Origin of the sequence: Brevundimonas nasdae (genome assembly GCF_019395145.1) — a bacterium.
Lineage (GTDB): Bacteria > Pseudomonadota > Alphaproteobacteria > Caulobacterales > Caulobacteraceae > Brevundimonas > Brevundimonas nasdae.
Genome location: NZ_CP080034.1, coordinates 3,655,030 through 3,672,305, shown reverse-complemented (window position 1 = coordinate 3,672,305; position 17,276 = coordinate 3,655,030). Strand labels below are relative to the sequence as shown.

Here is a 17,276-nt window from a genome sequence, read left to right as displayed (position 1 = left end):
CGTCGGGCAGGGCGTGCGACAGGCCGACCAACGGCGGAGTTTGACTTTCACGCGACATGGGATCAGCCTCTAGCCGTGAACACACGTTTCGTCAGCCAGGCTCGACGCCTTTCCCACGCGGGACGCCTCGTCGCAGGCTTCTGACCCGGAACGGCTGCGTGCCTTTTGCCCGTTCCGGGCGACGATCTGAAACCCCTCTTCCAGCCGACGCCTGACGCCGAACGCGCGCAGGGCGGCCTATGCCTTTGCGAGCAAACCCCATGTCCAAGTCCGCCCTTCCCGTCCGCCCCGACATCTTCCTCAGCGCCGAGGATCACGAAACCCTGTCGCGTCTGGTCGGCGACATGCCCGGCGAAGGCGTCGCCGGCATGTTGCAGGACGAGCTGGAGCGCGCGGTCATCTGCGAGCCCGCCGACCTGCCCAAGGGCGCCGTGCCCCTGCACCGCTGGCTGCACTATGTCGACGGTCGTTCGTCGGACCCGCGCCGCATCCAGATCGTCCTGCCCAACGAAGCCGATATCGACGCGGGCAAGGTGTCGGTCCTGTCGCACGTCGGCGCGGGCCTGATCGGCCTGGTCGAGGGCTACACCATCTCCTGGACCGACCCCTCGGGTTCCGAGCGCAGCCTGACGCCGGTGATGATCGAGGACGCCGAGGTCCTGCCGGAGGTGTGATCGCCTCCCTCTGCCTCACCCTCGGGCTTGACCCGAGGTTCGGACATTCCGCCCGCACTGCGCCGAACGGATGCGGAAAAACAAACTCGCCTTCTCAGGCCCTCTTCTGCGGATAGGGGGTCTCGCCCCGCGCCAGCATGGCGGTCAGTTCGGCGATCTTCTTCCTGCGCCCGGCCTCGGTCTTCATGCCCTGGGTGCGGAAGATCAGGGCGAAACGGTTCTGGGCGGTCAGGATGTCGAAGGTCGCACGCGCCTGCGGATCGGCGTCGATGGCCGCCATCAGATCGTCCGGCGCGGCCGCGTTGCTGGTGCGATAGGCCGCGTCCCAGCGTCCGTCCGCCCTGGCCGCCTCGACGTGTTTCAACCCGTGCGGCGTCATCGCCCCTTCTTCGATCAGGCGGGCGACATTGCCGACGTTGACCTGGCTCCAGACGCTCTTTCTGCCGCGCGGAGTGTAGCGCTGCAGGAAGCTGACCTCGTCCAGCCCCTTCTTGATCCCGTCGATCCAGCCCCAGCACAGGGCCACGTCGATGGTCTCGGGAATGGTGATCGAGGCCACGCCGGACTTCACCTTGAAGACCCTGATCCACAGCTCCGTCTCACGGTCATGGTTGCGGCCCAGCCAGTCATAGAAGGACGCCTTGTCCTCGAAGGTCCGCACCTTGGCCGGATCGACCACCATGGGCGCCATCAGGCCTTCCTTCCGATCAGCCCGCCCAGCGCCTCCAGATAGGCGGCGAAGGCCTTGCGTCCCTGAGGCGTGATCGAGACGCGTGTCAGGGGCTTGTTGTTCACGAAACTCTTGGCCACGGCGACATAGCCCGCCTCCTCCAGCTTCTTGATATGGACGGACAGGTTGCCCTGGGTGGCTTCGAGCACCGTCTTCAGTTCGGTGAAATCGGCGGCTTCGGCGTCGGCCAGATAGACCATGATCCCCAGCCGCAGGCGGCCGTGGATGACCTCGTCGATCTTGCCGAGTTGATCCAGACTCATAGGGTCAGCCGACCTGCCCGCCAATGGCGGCGCGCGCCTTCAGGGCCCCGCTCAACATGACCCAGCCGGGCGCCGCGAACAGGCCGAACAGCGCCAGGGTGCAGACGAACAGATAGGCGACAGGCTCGCGCACCAGCAGGCCCAGCGCCACCGCCGTCGCCAGACCGCCCAGCGAGGTCGCCAGCATCCACATCGACCGGCGCAGGCTCCACGCCACCCACCACGCCGCCGCCTGAACGGCGAAGACCATAGCCGGATAATAGAGCCACACGGCGAAGTCATGGTCCCGCATCGCGCCCATCCCGAACACCAGGATCACCGCCAGATTGACCATGCCCGTGGCGCTGAAAGCGGCGTTCAGGGTGCGGGTGACCATGGGGCCGGGGCGCGGTCCCTTGCGATCCTCGCGCGCCGCCCAGATCAGTATGCCGATCATGGCGATGGTGATGCTGCTGACGAAGATCAGGGTGGCCAGCCCCGGCCAGTTGATCCAGCCCACCGCCTGACCGACGTGGAACAGGCACTGGAACCCGTACAGCAGCCCGCCCGCCAGATAGGCGACGCCCATGGTGAAATGACCCTGGGGGCCCGCGCCTGAAACGACGGAGCGCAGAAAGGCCAGATCGGCCTCGGCGGAGCGAGCGGGATCAGTCATGAGGAACCCTCGGATGATGTGGCCTGGGTGGACGAGCGGCGTCTGAATGGCAAGCTATTCGGCGGGCGCGAGCGTCGGCTGGCGCGGCTGACGCCACGGCACGCGGCGGCCGTTCAGCCAGCGGCCCATGAAGCTGTGGCGGATCAGCAGTTCATAGCTGGCGACCGACACGGCCAGAACGCCCGCGACGACCACGGCCAGTTTGACGAACCACGGCAGGCTCCAATCCTGCACCAGAACCTGGGCCGCCATCACCAGCGGCAGATGGACGATATAGATCCAGTAGGAGGCGTCAGCCAGATAGCGGCGCACGGCGCTGCGGCCCGAGGCGAACCTCAGCGCCAAACCGACCGCGGCGAACATCGCGGCATAGGTCGCCACGCCGAAAGCCGCCGCGGCACAGGCTTTGATCGTCGGATCGGTCAGGGGCGCCAGGTGCGGATTGGGTCCGCCCGCCAACATCAGGGCCGCCGCCCCCGCGCCCACCGCCAGCCCCAGATAGACGGGCGTCCAGGCCTGGATGCGGCTCAACAGATCCCGGCGGCGGTCCAGCATGACGCCAAAGGCGAAGGCCAGGCCGAATCCCACAGTGGCGGAAACATTGGGGATCAGGCCGTGATCCGGCGTGGGTATGCCGAAGAAGGCGATCCAGTTCGGCTCGAACCACAGGGCGACGGCCAGCGGCGCGCCCAGCACGAACGGCCCCCACGGCCCGATCAGACCCGCCGTCAGCCGGTCCAGCGTCCGCGCGCCATCACCCTTGCCGTCCAGCGCCTTGAACCCCGCCCGCAGGATCACGAACCCGGCGTAGAAAAGCATCAGCACCCACAGGAACCACAGGTGGGTCAGGGGGATGTTGGTCCAGTCATAGGTCGGCGGCGGCGGCGCGTCGGCGGCGGTCAGGCCTTGCAGCGAGGCGTTCCAGATCAGCACGGCGATGATCGCCGCCATCACCGGCGTCCAGAACACCCCGAACGGGGCTGTAATGCGGATCAGCCGGTTCCTGATGAAGCCGCCCACGCCCCGCCGGTTCAGCATCATATGCGCGAACAGGCCGGCGATCAGGAAGAAGCTGGCCATGCGGAAGACGTGGATGACGAAGAACAGGCCGCTGGCCCAGACCGACCTCTGATCGTCGGCGACGATCCAGATCTGGGTCGGAAAAAAGGACATGGCGGCGTGCAGCACCACCCCCAGCAGCAGAGCCGCGCCACGCAGCGCATCAAGGCTGTGAAGCCGCTCTGAACGATCGATTTCGGACGCCGTCATGGCCACCCCTCCCGTCAGGAACGAGAGCGATATCTCATAGACTAGTCTGACATGCAAACCAGTTCATTAAAGAGAACCCGCCGGGGATTTCTCCTCGGCGGGTTCGGCAGACTTAGTGGACTGTCGGCACGCTGGTGGCGGCGGGGGTCGGCGGCACCTCGACCGAGGCTTCATCCACCGGCGTCACCGGCACCGAGACCGAGGGCCCGGCGTTGGGGAAGTTGTTCTCGTCGCGGTTCGGAGCGACGCCCTTCTCCAGCAGGTCCTTGATCTCTTCACCCGACAGGGTTTCGTATTCCAGCAAGGCCTGGGACAGTTTCTCGTGGTCTTCGGCCTTGGTGGTCAGGATGTGGCGCGCCTCATCCCAGCCCGAGGTGACCAGACGACGCACTTCGTCGTCGATGGTGCGGGCGGTTTCTTCCGAGACGTTCTGGCTGCGCGCGACCGAGTGACCCAGGAAGACCTCTTCCTGGTTCTCGCCGTAAGCTACCGTGCCCAGCTTCTCGGAGAAGCCCCAGCGGGTGACCATGGCGCGGGCCAGTTTTGTCGCCTGTTCGATGTCCGACGATGCGCCGGAGGTGATGTTCTCCTTGCCGAAGATCAGCTCCTCTGCGACGCGGCCGCCCGCCATGATGGCGATCCGGTCGATCATCTGCTGGTACTTCATCGAATAGCGGTCGCCTTCCGGCAACTGCATAACCATGCCCAGGGCGCGGCCGCGCGGAACAATGGTCGCCTTGTGCACCGGGTCGGCCATCTTGACGTTCATGGCGACGATGGCGTGACCGGCTTCGTGATAGGCGGTCAGGCGCTTTTCTTCCTCGTTCATGGCCATGGAACGACGCTCCGAGCCCATCAGCACCTTGTCCTTGGCGTCTTCGAAGTCGCGGTGCGTGACCATGCGGCGGTCCTTGCGGGCCGCGGTCAGGGCCGCCTCATTGACCAGATTGGCCAGGTCGGCGCCCGAGAAGCCGGGCGTGCCGCGCGCGATGGTCTTGACGTTGACGTCGGCGGCCAGGGGCACATCCTTCATGTGGACGCGCAGGATGCGTTCGCGGCCCGACACATCGGGGTTCGGCACCACGACCTGACGGTCGAAACGGCCGGGACGCAGCAGGGCCGGGTCCAGCACGTCGGGGCGGTTGGTGGCGGCGATCAGGATGATGTTCTCGGAGGCTTCGAAGCCATCCATCTCGACCAGCAGCTGGTTCAGGGTCTGCTCGCGCTCGTCGTTGCCGCCGCCCAGGCCTGCGCCGCGATGACGGCCGACGGCGTCGATTTCGTCGATGAAGATGATGCACGGAGCATTCTTTTTCGCTTGTTCGAACATGTCGCGCACGCGGCTGGCGCCGACGCCGACGAACATTTCGACGAAGTCCGAACCCGAGATCGAGAAGAAGGGCACGCCCGCCTCACCCGCGACCGCGCGGGCCAGCAGCGTCTTGCCGGTGCCGGGAGGGCCGACCAGCAGGGCGCCCTTGGGGATCTTGCCGCCCAGACGCTGGAACTTGCCCGGATCCTTCAGGAAGTCGACGACCTCCTGCAGTTCGTCCTTGGCTTCATCGACGCCTGCGACATCGTCAAAGGTCTTGCGGCCCTTGTGCTCGGTCAGCAGCTTGGCCTTGGACTTGCCAAAGCCCATGGCGCCACGCGCCCCGCCCTGCATCTGGCGCATGAAGAAGATCCAGACGCCGATCAGCAGGGCGATGGGCAGAATGCCGATCAGCAGGCTGGCCCACCACGACTGACGCGTGGTCTTGGCGTCAACATTGACGCCCGCCGCCAGCATGGAGTTCACCAGGGTCTCGTTCGGGAAGACGGTCGTGGCGGTGAAACGGTTGTCGTTCTTGAAGACGCCCGTCACCTGGTCGCCGCGCACGGTGGCTTCCTTGACGTCGCCGGCCTCCACCTTCTGCACCAGCTGGGAATAGGTGATTTGCTCGGGGCGGCCGCCGGCGGCCGCGCCCGCAGGGCCGCCCATGCCGGTCATGGCGCCCCCTTGCGAGATGGCCGCATAGCCCGCCAGCAAGGCCAGGATGATGACGCCGGTTATCGCCAGATTACGCAGGTTCATTGAGGTCCTCGGTCGTCCGCAGGCCCAGAGTGGGTCCACGGTCTGGAATGTCTTTCCGTGAAAATAGGGGGTTCCACGGCGTTACGCCATCGGGCGCATGATTCAGATCGTCTTCGTGCGTCGTTTCGTCCAACGCAAGCCTGAGCCGTTCGGCCGTCAGATCGCGTTGTTCGACGCCCTTCCCTGCAAGAACCGGCGCAGTTTCATCGTCCCGCAACAGGACGGGGACGGCGGCGCGGGCGGCGGGCGGCAGACGGTTCAGGGTCGTGCGGTCCCGCACAGTCAGGCTGGACAGGCGTCCGTGCGCCGCAACCACCGTCCAGCCGGGCTCGCGCGCAGTGAAGAGACAACGCCCGTCCCAGACGGCGGCCTGTCCGGGCTCCAGCCTCAGCGGCGCGATGGGACGCCGCGACCACTCGCCCGCCTCACGCATCACGATCACGCGATCCGCCGTCGCTTCCAGCCTGGCGCCGCTCAAAACGGCGACGAAATTGTCCGCAGCGCGCAGCCGATCCAGCACAGCGGACAGCCGGTCGCCGCGCGGCGGCCTCGATCCGCCGCCTGCACAGACAAGGGCGGCGGCCAGGATCGACGCGCGGACGCTGCGATCCAGCTGGATGACGCCGCCGTCCAGAATGATGGGCTGCACGGCGGGCGTGGCGACGACACGCGACGGCGCAACGGGAGCGGATGTGCTGGCCTGCAACGCCTGCCGCGCGCGGCTGCGGCCATAGCGCGGGTCTTCGTTGGCGGGATCGTCGATCCAGTCCGCGCCCTGCCCCCTCAGCCAGTTCCGCAGGGTCTCGCGGCGTTCGGACAACAGGGGCCGGGCCAGCATCAGGCCGCGCCCCTCAGGCCAGACAGGCGACGGGGTCCAGCCGCGCAGGCGACCCAGCGTCGATCCCTGCGCCCGCATCCAGTCGGCCTCTGCGATGTCGTCGGCGTTGTGGGCGAACAGGACGACCCGCGCCCCGGCGTCACGGGCGGCGTTCGCAATCAGGCGATGACGGGCCAGGCGGGCGGCGGCTGTAATGCCGGTCGTGGGCTTTTCACCCCGCCAGTCCAGACCGATCCACGCCACGCCCTGCGCGCGCGCGGCCTCGGCGGCGAAGGCGGTCCAGGCGGCGCTGTCCGCCTGAAGCCCGTGATCAACGGTCAGGGCCAGCAGGCGGCGCCCTCGCGCCCTGGCCCAGGTCGCCGCCAGCCGCAGCAGGGCGATCGAGTCCCCGCCGCCGGACAGGGCCAGGGCGACGGGATGATCGACATCACGCGACAGTCGCTGATCCAGCCGCGCATGGACGCGCGCCGCCAGACCGGCTTGATCCGTCCCCCCGATGTCAGGCGTCAGCTGCACCCGCCCGAGGTGCGCAGCTGGGCCGCGCGGGCCTTCTGCGGGTCGGATGCGGTCGGCGCATAGCGGCGCGTGAACTCGCCCAGCGCCGCGCACCCTTGCGTCTTGCGGTCGGTGGCGAACAGGGCGTCAGCCAGTTTCAGCGTGGTGTCGGCGGCCCAGCCGATGCGCGGCCAATCCTTCAGCGCGGCGGCGAAATAGGGCACGGCGCCCGCCTTATCGTTGGCCGATACGCGCAGGTCGCCCAGACGCGAGTTTGCCTCACGCGACTGCGGCGTGTCGGGCCAGGTGACCACGACCGTCTCCAGCGCCCGCTCGCCGCGCGGACGATCCGTGCCGATCAGGCGGACAGCCGCGGCCAGATCCTGGGCCGCATCGCCGGTCGGGGTGTTGGCCTGGATCGGGGCGTTCAGCTCAGCCGCCGTCTCCAGCTTCTGGATGCGGGCCTCGGCGTCGGCCAGACGACGGCGCAGGGCGGTGTTGTCGCGCTGGCTTTCGTCCAGCTGGAAGGTCACCCGCTCGCCGTCGCCGGTGATGCGGCGGATGGTGGCCGACAGGTCATTCAGACGCTGCTCCAGAATATCGACCCGGCCCTGCAGGGCGATCACCTCGGGGTCCGGCTCGACCAGAACCGGCTGACCTGCGGCGTTGCGCTGGGTCAGGGCGCGCTCCAGACGGCGGACATTGCGGTCCAGCTGATCCAGCCGGCGGTTGTCCCAGTCCGTCCGCTCCATGATGTTGGGCGGTGCAGCCTGCTGGGCGACGGCGCCGCCTGCGATCAGGACCACGCCCAAAACAGCAGTGGCGGCGGCGGCGGCGATGGCGCGATTGCGCGTGAAGGAAAGCTTGAGCGTCATGGCTGACTAGGTTCCACCGATTTGGGGCCGCCGCAAGGCGTCAATGGCCAAAGCCGAGATACAGGACCGCCACCAGGAACAGCGTGGCCACGAACTCGCAGAACAGCACCAGCAGCACCGTGCGCCACAGGGCCGAAAACACCCGCAGACTATAGGCGCCCTTGAGCTGGGCGAACATATGCATCGGCGCGATCAGCGCTGCGATCAGCCCCGCTATGACCCCCGCCCCCTTCAGCACCGTGGCCAGCAGGACCACGATCATCAGCAGCAGCGCCATGAAGGTCAGCGAATACAGGACGAAGACCCCGTGGTCGTACAGGGTGAACCCCCGCTTCCACAGGAACAGCAGCGCCATGAACGGGATAGAGAAGGGCACCAGCAGGAAGGCGAATTTGTAGATGGTCTGCTGCAGCTTGTAGAGCGCCAGATCCGGATTCTTCAGCTTCTTGGCGACGGCGCCGACGATGCCGTGGTTCTGGCCGCTGTCGCTGACCTCCTGGGCCATGTCGGCGACCTGGGCCTGCCAGGTGCCGGTCGTCAGACCGTCCTTGCGCCCTTCGACAGCTTCCTTCTCCAGCTGCGCCAGCTTGGCCTTTTCGTTGTTCAGACCGGCCTGGGCGCCCGCCATCACGCCCGCCGCAGCGCCGGCGCGAATGCCGATCCCGGACGGCGGCGGGTCGCCGTCGGCGGGTTCGGCCGCCTCTTGGATGTCGGCGATCTCTTTCTCAGCCGCCGCCACGACCTGTTCGGCCTGCGCCACCACGGCGCGCTGGGCCTCGATCTGCTGCGCCAGAGGCAGGGCGTGCTCTTCCTTGTGCGGCATGAAGCTCAGCGCAAAGAACATGACGAACAGGGTGAACAGGAACATCGCCAACGGCGAGACATAGCGGGTCCGCCTGCCGTCGACCCATTCCCGCGTCAGCTTGCCCGGATTGACCAGCAGCAACGGCAATGTGCGCCAGAAGCGGCCGTCGAAATGCATGACCCCGTGCAGCAGTTCCTCGCCCAGGTGCAGCAGCGTGCGGTGGACATGGGTCGGCTGGCCGCAGTTCGAGCAGAAGTTTCCGTTGGTCTCCGCTCCGCAGTCGGCGCAGGCGCCGTGGTCGTGTTCGCCCGCCGTTCCGGTGGGTTTCTCGATCGCGCCCGCGACCAGCCCCGCCGTCACGACGCCGCCGACACCTTCGATATCCATGCGCCTGATCCCCCTGGCGTTGCTGCGCCGACCTTTAGAAATGCGTCGCTGAAAAGAAAAGAGGCGCCGGCTCTTCAGCCGACGCCTCCAATACCTGATCCGACGGATCGTCTTAGCGCGGTGCGCCCGAGACGATGGCGGTGTGGGCGTTGCGGTTGCGCGCCCAGGCGTCCTCGTTCGACCCCTCGGCGATCGGGCGCTCCTTGCCGTAGCTGATGGTGGTGATGCGGTTTGCGGGGATGCCGCGGCCGATCAGATAGGTGCGGACGGCCTCGGCGCGGCGGGCGCCCAGGGCCAGGTTGTACTCACGCGTGCCGCGTTCGTCGGCATTGCCTTCGATGCGGATGGTGACCGCCGGATAGCGCTGCAGCCACTGGGCCTGGGCGTCCAGACGCGGGCGGGCTTCCGGGCGGACTTCGATGCTGTCCAGGTCGAAATAGATGCGGTCGCCGATGTTGACGACGAAGTCCTGTTCCGAGCCGGGGATGGCCGAACCGACGTTGCCGCCCTGGATCGGGCCGGTCGGAGCGGTCGGATAGGAGGGCTGGGTTGGGACCGGGGTGGACGGTCCGGGAATGCCGGTGTCGACGGGCGGCTTGCGCGTGCAGGCCGCCATGGCGGCGACGGCGCAGCCGACCATGGCCACGGTGATGATGCGGGAAGTCTTCATTGGGGTCGTCTCCATAAGATGTTTTGAGGACGGCGGCCTCAAGCGCTGCAGTATCTATTGCCCCGGTCCATTTGGGGACGCCAGATCGGATAACGCACTGTTGAGATTAAAGGCTCCGGTTGCTGTAAACCAGCGTTAGCCGGATCAGGACGAACAGCTGTCCGGGCCCTGGTTGAAGCCCAGATTGGCGGGCGGGCCGTCCAGCAGGGGCGACCACGCCGGGTCGGTGCCGCGCCCCTGATAGCCCGCCTGCGACACCACGCGGCCCGACAGGTCCACGGTCCACAGACGGGTGTCGCCGCCGCGCGTCTGGCGGGCGAACATGATGTAGCGGCCGTTGGGCGCCCAGCTGGGTCCTTCCTCGAAATAGGAGGACGACAGGATGCGCTCGCCCGAGCCGTCGGCGTTCATCACCCCGGTCGAGAAGCGCCCGCCGCCCGACTTGGTGAAGGCGATCATATTGCCGGTCGGGCTCCAGGCCGGAGCCGTATAGGAGCCGCCGCCCCGGCTGATCGGGCGCTGGCCCGAACCGTCGGCGCGCATGACATACAGGCGCGGCTGACCCGAACGGTCCGAGTTGAACACGATCTGGCTGCCGTCCGGGCTGAACGACGGCGATGTGTTGATGCCGGGATCGGTCGTCAGACGCGACAGCTGGCGGCTGCGCAGGTCCATCACATAGATGTCGGTGTTACCGTTCCTGATGATCGAGAAGGCGATCTTGTTGCCATCGTGCGAGAAGCGCGGCGCCAGCACCTGGCCGTCGAACTCGCCCAGGGATTCCCGGCGCCCCGTCGTCAGGTTCAGCAGATAGATGCGGCTGTAGTCCTTGCCCAGCGCCACATAGGTGACCTCGTCCGGCTGGTTGGGCGAGAAGCGGGGCGACATGATCACCTCGTCGCCCTGCGTCAGATAGATGGGCTGGAACCCGTCCTGGTCGGCGATGGTCAGGCGGTTCTTGCGGTTCAGCTGATCGCCTTCTTCCGACACGAAGATGACGCGGGAATCGAAGAAGCCCGGCTCGCCCGTCATGCGCTGATAGATGATGTCGGAGATCTTGTGCGCGATGCGGCGGTACTGTTCCGGCGTCGCCGTGAACTGATAGCTGACCAGCTGGCACTGGCGGTACGGATCATACAGGCGGAAACCCACGTCCACCCGGTTGTCGGCGCGCGGCGTCACCGCCCCGTACAGCACCGCCTGGGCGCCGATCTGGGTCCACTGGGGGAAGTTGGGGGCGTTGGCCAGGGTCAGACCCGTCTCGATGAAGCTGGCCGGGTTCAGCGGGTCGAAATAGCCCGAACGCTTCAGGTTGCCGCTGACGATGGTGGAGATGTCCGATCCGCGCTCGCCCCGGAACGGCACCACGGCGATGGTCAGCGGACGCAGCACGCCCTGATCGACCACCACATCCTGCACGGCGCCGTTGGCGGGCGCCGCCTGGGCCTGCACGGGGCTGCTCTGCACCAACAGCGGCGCGGCCATCACAAGGGCCGTCGCGGAGGCCAGAAGAAGGTTCAGACGCATGGTGCGCTCCCAAAGTTCTTGAGACAGGTTCGACCCTTATCACCGGGCCTTGTGACAATCGCCAGCTTCACGGCGATTGGGGCGACTTCACGACCGATCAGCGATTGGCGCATTGGCGCGCGGTCTCGAATCGGAACGGCACTTCCTGGGACTGGAACCCCGCCGGGACATTGAAGGGCGCCGTGGCCCGCAGCGCCCGCAGCATGGCGTCCGACGCCGCCCGCCACGTGGGGTCCGAACGCGGCTCCTGCAGCTGGGGCGAGCCGACGATATGGCCGTCCGCCGTCAGGCGCACCGTCACGCGGATGACCAGTGCGTCCATGCCCGGCAGGTCGCAGTTCAGGTTCCAGTTCGGCGTGACCTGGGCGCCCAGGGCGGCCAGTTGCGGCCCTGTCGCGCGGCTGGCGGTCCCCGCGCCGGTCTGGCCTGTCGCGGGACGGCCCGGATTATTGGTGTTGCGCGGCGGTCCGGCCAGGGCGGCCAGGTCCAGACCCGGCTCGGCGCGCGGCGGCGTCGGACGCGGCGGGTTAGGTGTCGGCGTGCCCTTGGTCGGAGGCGCAGGCGTCGGCGGTGTCGGGCGCGCAGGCGTGGGCGCAGGCGGCGTCGGACGCGCGGGGGCGGGCGGCGTAGGTCGTGGCGGTGTCGGCGCAGGCGGTGTCGGACGCGGGGGCGTCGGCGTCGGGGTCGGACGCGGCGTGGGCGCGGGTGCAGGCGGCGTCGGGCGCGGGGGCGTCGGCCTTGGCGGCGTAGGCGCGGGCGGCGGCGGCGGAGCGGGCTGCGGCGGCGCAGGCGTCGGGGGGCTGGGCTCCGGCTCTGGCTCTGGCGGCGGGGCCGTGGCCCCGTCTTCAGGCGAGGGCTCGGGCTGCGGATTATTGGCGGCGGCCGCCCGGATCGTCTCCTCGGACACGATGGAGACCGGCACAGAGGCGACCAGCGGCGTCAGTTCGTCCTTCTTCTCCGTGAAGGTGACGAAGGCGAGCGCAACCACCCCGGCGTGCAGGGCGATGGATCCCAGAATGGCAGGGCTGGGACGGCGCAAGGGCTCAGGCCTCCGGCGCCGTGTCGGTGATCAGGTTCAGCTTGGTGAAGCCGTTGGCGCTCAGGCGCGCCATCACGCGGGCCACGGCCTGATAGGGCGCACGGCCGTCGGCGCGCACGAAGACCGGACGCTCGGCCGCCTTGTCCGCCCCGCCCGCCTCGGTGAACAGGCGCGTGGTCAGGTCGTTGAAGTCGGCTTCGCTGTCGCCGATGAAGATGGCGCCGTTCTGGTCGATGCTGACCGACAGGGGCTCCGACTTGATCTCGACCGCGCTGGCCTCGGTCTTGGGCAGTTCGACCGGAACCCCCACCGTCAGCAGGGGGGCCGAGATCATGAAGATGATCAGCAGCACCAGCATCACGTCGACCAGAGGCGTGACGTTGATTTCCGTCAGCGGGCCCTTGCGCCCCCTGCGTCCCCTGCGACCACCGCCGACGCCTGATCCACCGCCCATGGCCATGGCTCAGACGCCCCGGTTCAGGCTGAGGTCGCTGGTCGGCGCGGGCGGAGGCGGCGGGGCGGACGGGCTGCCCAGACGACGCGCCACGGCGGCCTGCAGATCGTCGGCGAAGGCTTCCAGACGGCCGGTGAACTTGCCCGCGTCGATGGAGAATTTGTTGTAGGCGATATAGGCTGGAATGGCTGCGGCCAGACCGATGGCGGTGGCGAACAGGGCCTCGGCGATGGCCGGGGCCACCGTGGTCAGATTGGTGTTGCCCGCCGCCGCGATGCGGCCAAAGGCGTTCATGATGCCCCAGACCGTGCCGAACAGGCCGATGAAGGGCGAGGCGGTGGCCACCACCGACAGCACGCCCAGGCCGTTCTCGATCCGCTGGCCCTCGCGTGAGATCAGGCTGTTCAACGCCCGGTCGATGCGGGTCATCAGCAGATCGCCCTGATGTTCGTTCAGCACCCCGCGCTGGCGCGCCTCGCGCCAGTCGGACAGGGCGATGACCAGCATCCGCGGCAGGGCGTGTTCCGGCTGGGGTCCGGCCTGGGCCGCCACATCCTCCAGCGAACGGCCCGACTGGACCGCCTTTTCAAAATCGTCCGCCTGCCTGTTCAACAGGGTGAAACGGAAGGCCTTGTCGATGATGATGGTCCAGGACCACAGGGACGCCACGGCCAGGCCGATCATCACCGTCTTCACCACCCAGTCGGCGGTCAGGAACAACTCGACGGGATTGAGCATCGAGGCGTCGACGGGCGTGGTCATTCAGGCGCTCCGGGCGGATTCGAAATCGGTCATTTCCCTTCGACCGACTAGGCGTGACTATTGTGTGGCGCGCACGACAGCGTGACCGTCGCACCTGCCCTCTGACAGCCGCGAAAATGGTTACCAGCCGGTTTACTCTGAGCCCGGAAACGGCCGGAATCAGCCGCTTGTGATCAACAGCCTGTGCAGCCCGCCCTTATTCGCCCGAACGACCCCTGTTCGGGTCGACGGCGACCGAGACGGGCGCGCCGACGCTGATGATCACGCCCTCATGGCCTTCCTTGGCGATGGAATAGGTGGCGGCGTCTTTCAGCAGCTGCTCCTCGCACTGGCGGTCGCCCGGACGGCCCAGTTCGGCGCAGCCGCGCTTGGCGGCGTCTGTCCAGCCCAGCACCCGGCGCGTGGCGGCCTCGGCCCGCTTAATGGCGGCCTCGTCCTCGGCGGCGGCCTGGGCGATCAGGGCCTGACGCGCACCCTGCTGGTATTGCAGTTCGGCCTGCCCGGCCATCTTGCGCTCCCAGACTTTGTAGTAGGGACAACCGGCCAGACCCCCGCCGACCAGAAGAACCAGCAGCAGAAAAGTCACAATAACGGCGCTGGTGGTGATGGTTTGATCGTTCATATCGCTCCCCTTTACCCGCCTGTTTTACCCGGCCTGCGCCGTGCTCGCCAGCCACGGCGTGACCTTCTCGATCAGCCCCTTGGACGGGCGGCGCGGGCGGCCGTCCAGATGGATGCAGACGGCGGTGACCTCGGCGCGGCACAGCACCTCGCCCGCCCGCTCGACCGATTGCCGGATGATCAGACGCACGCCCTTGACCGTCTCATAGACGGTGCGCACCACCAGGGCGTCGTCGATGCGGGCGGGCTTGATGAAGCGCAGGTTCATGTCGGCGACGACAAAGGCCAGCGGCTGCTCCTCCTCCAGCAGATCGGCGTGGCCCACCCCGATGGCGCGCAGGAAATCGGACCGCCCCCGCTCGAAATAGCGGACATAGTTGGCGTGATAGACCAGGCCGGTGAAGTCCGTGTCCTCGTAGTAGACGCGCACGGGCAGCAGGTGGTCATGGCCGTCGAAACGGCCGGCGGTGGGAAGATCGTCGCTCATGCCGACAGTCTATCGCCTCGGGCGGGCGGTCAGGAAGCCGGGACAGTAGCGTTCACGCATTTGCCGGAACTCGGTCGGCATCGGATCGTCGCTGAACAGGATGCGGTTGGGGGTGGAGACGAAGGCCACGGCCTCGCCCTTGCGGGTCCGCCCCACATAGCCGCACATGCCGCGACGCTGGCCCGGCTCGGCATAGCGCAGCACGGCGCCGGGGCCGATCTGGGTCTCGATCTGGCGCGCCACCCGGTCGCCCGGCGCCTCCAGCGGATCAATCCGGTCCCCCTTCGCCGACAGCCAGAAGGCCAGCCCGCCCAGCGCCAGAACCGCCGCCGCCAGTCCGATCAGCCAGATGTCTCGGGTCTTGCGTTTCATGGCGGCAAAGAACGATGCGCCCGCCAGCTTGGCAAGACCTAGTCGAACAGATCGCCGGGAACGACGGCGTTCGGGTTCTTGGGCGGTTCGGACAGACCCAGGTGGGCGTAGGCCTTGGCGCAGGCCATCCGCCCGCGCGGGGTGCGCATGATGAAGCCCTGCTGCAGCAGATAGGGTTCGATCACATCCTCGACCGCATCGCGCGCCTCGGCGATGGCCGCCGCCAGGGTGTCCATGCCGACGGGTCCGCCGCCATAGTTCTCGATCAGGGCCTTCAGGAAGCGGCGGTCCAGACTGTCCAGCCCGGCTTCGTCCACCTCCAGCCGCGCCAGCGCCCGCGCCGCGACCAGCCTGTTGATGACTTCCGCCCCTTCCGCCGAGGCGAAGTCGCGCACCCGCCGCAGCAGGCGTCCGGCGATCCGGGGCGTGCCGCGCGCGCGGGACGCGATCTCGAATGCGCCCGCCTCGTCGATGGCCGCGCCCATCTTGCGCGCCGTGCCGCGCACCACCGCCGTCAGTTCTTCGGGCGTATAGAACTCCAGCCGCAGCGGAATGCCGAACCGGTCGCGCAACGGCGTGGCCAGCAGGCCCGCCCGCGTCGTGGCCCCCACCAGGGTAAAGGGCGCCAGGTCGATCCGCACCGAGCGCGCCGACGGCCCCTCGCCGATAATCAGGTCCAGCACATGATCCTCCATCGCCGGATAGAGAATCTCCTCGACCTGGGGGCTGAGGCGGTGGATCTCGTCGATGAACAGGACGTCGCGCGGTTCAAGATTGGTCAGGATGGCCGCCAGATCGCCCGCCTTGGCCAGGATCGGACCCGAGGTGGCGCGAAAACCCACGCCCAGTTCGCGCGACACGATCTGCGCCAGCGTCGTCTTGCCCAGTCCCGGAGGTCCGAACAGCAGGACGTGGTCCAGCGCCTCGGCCCGCCCCCGCGCCGCGTCGATGAAGACCTTCAGATTGCCCTTGGCCTGCGACTGGCCGACGAACTCGGACAGGGTCTGGGGTCGAAGCGCGCGATCGAAGGCTTCGCCCTGGGCGGCGTCGGGGGAGATGATGCGGTCGGTCAACGCCCCAGCTCCTGCAGGGCCGCGCGGATGACCGCAGGCAGTTCAGCCTCTTCGCCCAGACGGATCAGGGCCTGATCGACGGCGCGGCGGGCGTTGACCTCGGCGACGCCCAGCCCCAGCAGGGCCGACACGGCCTCTCCCGCCAGGCTGGGCGCGGGCGGAGCAATCTCGACATGGACGCCCGGCGCCGTGGGCGCAAAGGTCACGTCGCCCAGAGGCTTGCCCTTCAGTTCGGTGACGATGCGCAGAGCCAGTTTCGGGCCGACGCCGTTGGCGCGGGCGACCGCCGCCTTGTCCTCACGCGCCACGGCGCCCGCCAGTTCGCCCGGCGGCAGCACGTCCAGCACGGCCAGCGCCGCCTTGGGCCCCACGCCCTGAATGGCCAAAAGCGTGGTGAAGGCGCGGCGTTCGTCCCGCGTCAGAAAACCGTACAGACGCGGCCCCGCATCCTCGCTCCATTGCGAATGGACATGGACCGTCGCCTCATCGCCGGGGGCCGGCAGACGGCCCAGGGTCCGCGCGCCGCACGACACGACATAGCCCACGCCCGCGCAGTCGATCAGGCAGTCCGCCTCGCCGACCTCGGCCAGCACGCCTCTCAAACGCCCGATCATGCGGCGCCTCGATGCAGGGTTTCCAGCAAGGACCGTTTCCTCAGTTGCGCATGGGTGATGGCGACGGCCAGGGCGTCGGCGGCGTCGGCCTTCACATCCCCCGCTGTCGGCAGCAGGCGTTTGACCATGAAGGCGATCTGGCTCTTGTCCGCATGACCTGCGCCGACCACCGCCTTCTTGACCAGATTGGGCGAATATTCCGCGACCAGAAGGCCGCATTTGGCCGGCGCCAGCATGACGGCGGCGCGGGCGTGTCCCAGCTTCAGCGTCGAGGCCGGATTGACGTTGACGAACACCTCTTCGACCGCCGCCTCTTCGCAGCCATGATCGGCGCAGATCGCCCCGACATGATCCAGCAGATGCAGCAGCCGCTCGCTGAACGGGGCCTTTTCCGGCGGGGTCACCACCCCGTGCGCCACCCAGCGCAGGCGCGCGCCGTCACTGACGATCACCCCCCAGCCGGTGCGTCGCAGACCCGGGTCCAGCCCGATGATTCTGACAGGTTCGTTCGCCATCCGTTCCCCTCATGCCGCAAAGAGGGTTAGCAAACAATCACCAGCGGTCCGACAATCCCTATTGCATATGCAACGCG

Annotated in this window: 20 protein-coding genes; 1 reads left to right on the top strand and 19 read right to left on the bottom strand. The window is 67.9% G+C overall.

Annotation, left to right across the window (positions count from 1 at the left end):
- Positions 1–260 precede the first annotated feature (260 nt).
- Entirely contained in the window at positions 261–674 is a 414-nt protein-coding gene (locus KWG56_RS17850; protein ID WP_201100037.1) for a GreA/GreB family elongation factor, read from the top strand.
- Between the two features lie 94 nt (positions 675–768).
- Here KWG56_RS17850 and KWG56_RS17845 read toward each other — a convergent pair whose 3' ends face one another.
- From KWG56_RS17845 to ruvC, 19 genes are all read right to left on the bottom strand, one after another.
- Positions 769–1,365, bottom strand: a complete 597-nt coding sequence (locus KWG56_RS17845; RefSeq protein WP_219353163.1) for a YdeI/OmpD-associated family protein — start codon at positions 1,363–1,365, stop codon at positions 769–771.
- Positions 1,365–1,667 carry a winged helix-turn-helix domain-containing protein gene (locus tag KWG56_RS17840; protein ID WP_201100035.1) on the bottom strand — a complete coding sequence of 101 codons (303 nt, stop codon included), beginning with the start codon at positions 1,665–1,667 and terminating at the stop codon, positions 1,365–1,367. Before KWG56_RS17840 ends, KWG56_RS17845 begins: the two co-directional genes overlap by 1 nt.
- 4 nt (positions 1,668–1,671) lie before the next feature.
- Entirely contained in the window at positions 1,672–2,322 is a 651-nt protein-coding gene (locus tag KWG56_RS17835) for a hypothetical protein (RefSeq protein WP_201100034.1), read from the bottom strand.
- Between the two features lie 54 nt (positions 2,323–2,376).
- Positions 2,377–3,591: an acyltransferase family protein gene (locus tag KWG56_RS17830; protein ID WP_219353162.1), complete on the bottom strand. Its 1,215-nt coding sequence runs from the start codon at positions 3,589–3,591 to the stop codon at positions 2,377–2,379.
- Between the two features lie 112 nt (positions 3,592–3,703).
- The gene (gene ftsH / locus KWG56_RS17825; protein WP_201100032.1) at positions 3,704–5,665 is read right to left on the bottom strand and encodes an ATP-dependent zinc metalloprotease FtsH; all 1,962 of its coding nucleotides are present in this window, start codon (positions 5,663–5,665) and stop codon (positions 3,704–3,706) included.
- Positions 5,652–7,019, bottom strand: coding sequence for a tRNA lysidine(34) synthetase TilS (tilS, locus tag KWG56_RS17820; RefSeq protein ID WP_219353161.1), 1,368 nt, complete (start codon positions 7,017–7,019; stop codon positions 5,652–5,654). Before tilS ends, ftsH begins: the two co-directional genes overlap by 14 nt.
- On the bottom strand, positions 7,010–7,873 hold the full coding sequence (locus tag KWG56_RS17815; RefSeq protein ID WP_219353160.1) for a tetratricopeptide repeat protein: 864 nt from the start codon (positions 7,871–7,873) through the stop codon (positions 7,010–7,012). The genes tilS and KWG56_RS17815 overlap by 10 nt, the downstream gene beginning before the upstream one ends.
- Positions 7,874–7,913: 40 nt before the next feature.
- The gene (locus KWG56_RS17810) at positions 7,914–9,065 is read right to left on the bottom strand and encodes a DUF3667 domain-containing protein (protein ID WP_219353159.1); all 1,152 of its coding nucleotides are present in this window, start codon (positions 9,063–9,065) and stop codon (positions 7,914–7,916) included.
- A gap of 112 nt (positions 9,066–9,177) precedes the next feature.
- The gene (pal, locus tag KWG56_RS17805; RefSeq protein ID WP_219353158.1) at positions 9,178–9,735 is read right to left on the bottom strand and encodes a peptidoglycan-associated lipoprotein Pal; all 558 of its coding nucleotides are present in this window, start codon (positions 9,733–9,735) and stop codon (positions 9,178–9,180) included.
- A gap of 144 nt (positions 9,736–9,879) precedes the next feature.
- Positions 9,880–11,262 (bottom strand): Tol-Pal system beta propeller repeat protein TolB, encoded by a 1,383-nt coding sequence (tolB, locus tag KWG56_RS17800; protein ID WP_219353157.1) that lies wholly within the window; start codon positions 11,260–11,262, stop codon positions 9,880–9,882.
- Between the two features lie 97 nt (positions 11,263–11,359).
- Positions 11,360–12,301, bottom strand: a complete 942-nt coding sequence (locus KWG56_RS17795) for an energy transducer TonB (protein ID WP_219353156.1) — start codon at positions 12,299–12,301, stop codon at positions 11,360–11,362.
- Between the two features lie 4 nt (positions 12,302–12,305).
- On the bottom strand, positions 12,306–12,761 hold the full coding sequence (locus KWG56_RS17790) for an ExbD/TolR family protein (RefSeq protein WP_219353155.1): 456 nt from the start codon (positions 12,759–12,761) through the stop codon (positions 12,306–12,308).
- Positions 12,762–12,764: 3 nt separating this feature from the next.
- The gene (tolQ, locus tag KWG56_RS17785) at positions 12,765–13,517 is read right to left on the bottom strand and encodes a protein TolQ (RefSeq protein ID WP_201100024.1); all 753 of its coding nucleotides are present in this window, start codon (positions 13,515–13,517) and stop codon (positions 12,765–12,767) included.
- A 196-nt stretch (positions 13,518–13,713) separates the two neighbouring features.
- Complete coding sequence (locus KWG56_RS17780; protein ID WP_219353154.1) at positions 13,714–14,139, bottom strand: hypothetical protein; 426 nt, start codon at positions 14,137–14,139, stop codon at positions 13,714–13,716.
- A 24-nt stretch (positions 14,140–14,163) separates the two neighbouring features.
- Positions 14,164–14,625 (bottom strand): tol-pal system-associated acyl-CoA thioesterase, encoded by a 462-nt coding sequence (ybgC, locus tag KWG56_RS17775; protein ID WP_219353153.1) that lies wholly within the window; start codon positions 14,623–14,625, stop codon positions 14,164–14,166.
- 9 nt (positions 14,626–14,634) lie between these two features.
- The gene (locus KWG56_RS17770) at positions 14,635–14,997 is read right to left on the bottom strand and encodes a hypothetical protein (protein ID WP_201100021.1); all 363 of its coding nucleotides are present in this window, start codon (positions 14,995–14,997) and stop codon (positions 14,635–14,637) included.
- Between the two features lie 38 nt (positions 14,998–15,035).
- Positions 15,036–16,070 carry a Holliday junction branch migration DNA helicase RuvB gene (gene ruvB / locus KWG56_RS17765; protein WP_201100020.1) on the bottom strand — a complete coding sequence of 345 codons (1,035 nt, stop codon included), beginning with the start codon at positions 16,068–16,070 and terminating at the stop codon, positions 15,036–15,038.
- Complete coding sequence (gene ruvA / locus KWG56_RS17760) at positions 16,067–16,684, bottom strand: Holliday junction branch migration protein RuvA (RefSeq protein ID WP_219353152.1); 618 nt, start codon at positions 16,682–16,684, stop codon at positions 16,067–16,069. The genes ruvB and ruvA overlap by 4 nt, the downstream gene beginning before the upstream one ends.
- On the bottom strand, positions 16,681–17,199 hold the full coding sequence (gene ruvC / locus KWG56_RS17755; RefSeq protein ID WP_201100018.1) for a crossover junction endodeoxyribonuclease RuvC: 519 nt from the start codon (positions 17,197–17,199) through the stop codon (positions 16,681–16,683). The genes ruvA and ruvC overlap by 4 nt, the downstream gene beginning before the upstream one ends.
- Positions 17,200–17,276: the final 77 nt, after the last annotated feature.

What these genes read in the sequence shown, in the direction of transcription:
- KWG56_RS17815 (WP_219353160.1), bottom strand. Translation starts at nt 7,873, where the DNA reads ATGACGCTCAAGCTTTCCTTCACGCGCAATCGCGCCATCGCCGCCGCC.
- KWG56_RS17780 (WP_219353154.1), bottom strand. Translation starts at nt 14,139, where the DNA reads ATGAACGATCAAACCATCACCACCAGCGCCGTTATTGTGACTTTTCTG.
- tolQ (WP_201100024.1), bottom strand. Translation starts at nt 13,517, where the DNA reads ATGACCACGCCCGTCGACGCCTCGATGCTCAATCCCGTCGAGTTGTTC.
- ruvA (WP_219353152.1), bottom strand. Translation starts at nt 16,684, where the DNA reads ATGATCGGGCGTTTGAGAGGCGTGCTGGCCGAGGTCGGCGAGGCGGAC.
- KWG56_RS17840 (WP_201100035.1), bottom strand. Translation starts at nt 1,667, where the DNA reads ATGAGTCTGGATCAACTCGGCAAGATCGACGAGGTCATCCACGGCCGC.
- tolB (WP_219353157.1), bottom strand. Translation starts at nt 11,262, where the DNA reads ATGCGTCTGAACCTTCTTCTGGCCTCCGCGACGGCCCTTGTGATGGCC.
- ftsH (WP_201100032.1), bottom strand. Translation starts at nt 5,665, where the DNA reads ATGAACCTGCGTAATCTGGCGATAACCGGCGTCATCATCCTGGCCTTG.
- KWG56_RS17790 (WP_219353155.1), bottom strand. Translation starts at nt 12,761, where the DNA reads ATGGCCATGGGCGGTGGATCAGGCGTCGGCGGTGGTCGCAGGGGACGC.
- KWG56_RS17835 (WP_201100034.1), bottom strand. Translation starts at nt 2,322, where the DNA reads ATGACTGATCCCGCTCGCTCCGCCGAGGCCGATCTGGCCTTTCTGCGC.
- KWG56_RS17850 (WP_201100037.1), top strand. Translation starts at nt 261, where the DNA reads ATGTCCAAGTCCGCCCTTCCCGTCCGCCCCGACATCTTCCTCAGCGCC.
- ybgC (WP_219353153.1), bottom strand. Translation starts at nt 14,625, where the DNA reads ATGAGCGACGATCTTCCCACCGCCGGCCGTTTCGACGGCCATGACCAC.
- KWG56_RS17830 (WP_219353162.1), bottom strand. Translation starts at nt 3,591, where the DNA reads ATGACGGCGTCCGAAATCGATCGTTCAGAGCGGCTTCACAGCCTTGAT.
- ruvC (WP_201100018.1), bottom strand. Translation starts at nt 17,199, where the DNA reads ATGGCGAACGAACCTGTCAGAATCATCGGGCTGGACCCGGGTCTGCGA.
- KWG56_RS17770 (WP_201100021.1), bottom strand. Translation starts at nt 14,997, where the DNA reads ATGAAACGCAAGACCCGAGACATCTGGCTGATCGGACTGGCGGCGGCG.
- KWG56_RS17810 (WP_219353159.1), bottom strand. Translation starts at nt 9,065, where the DNA reads ATGGATATCGAAGGTGTCGGCGGCGTCGTGACGGCGGGGCTGGTCGCG.
- pal (WP_219353158.1), bottom strand. Translation starts at nt 9,735, where the DNA reads ATGAAGACTTCCCGCATCATCACCGTGGCCATGGTCGGCTGCGCCGTC.
- KWG56_RS17845 (WP_219353163.1), bottom strand. Translation starts at nt 1,365, where the DNA reads ATGGCGCCCATGGTGGTCGATCCGGCCAAGGTGCGGACCTTCGAGGAC.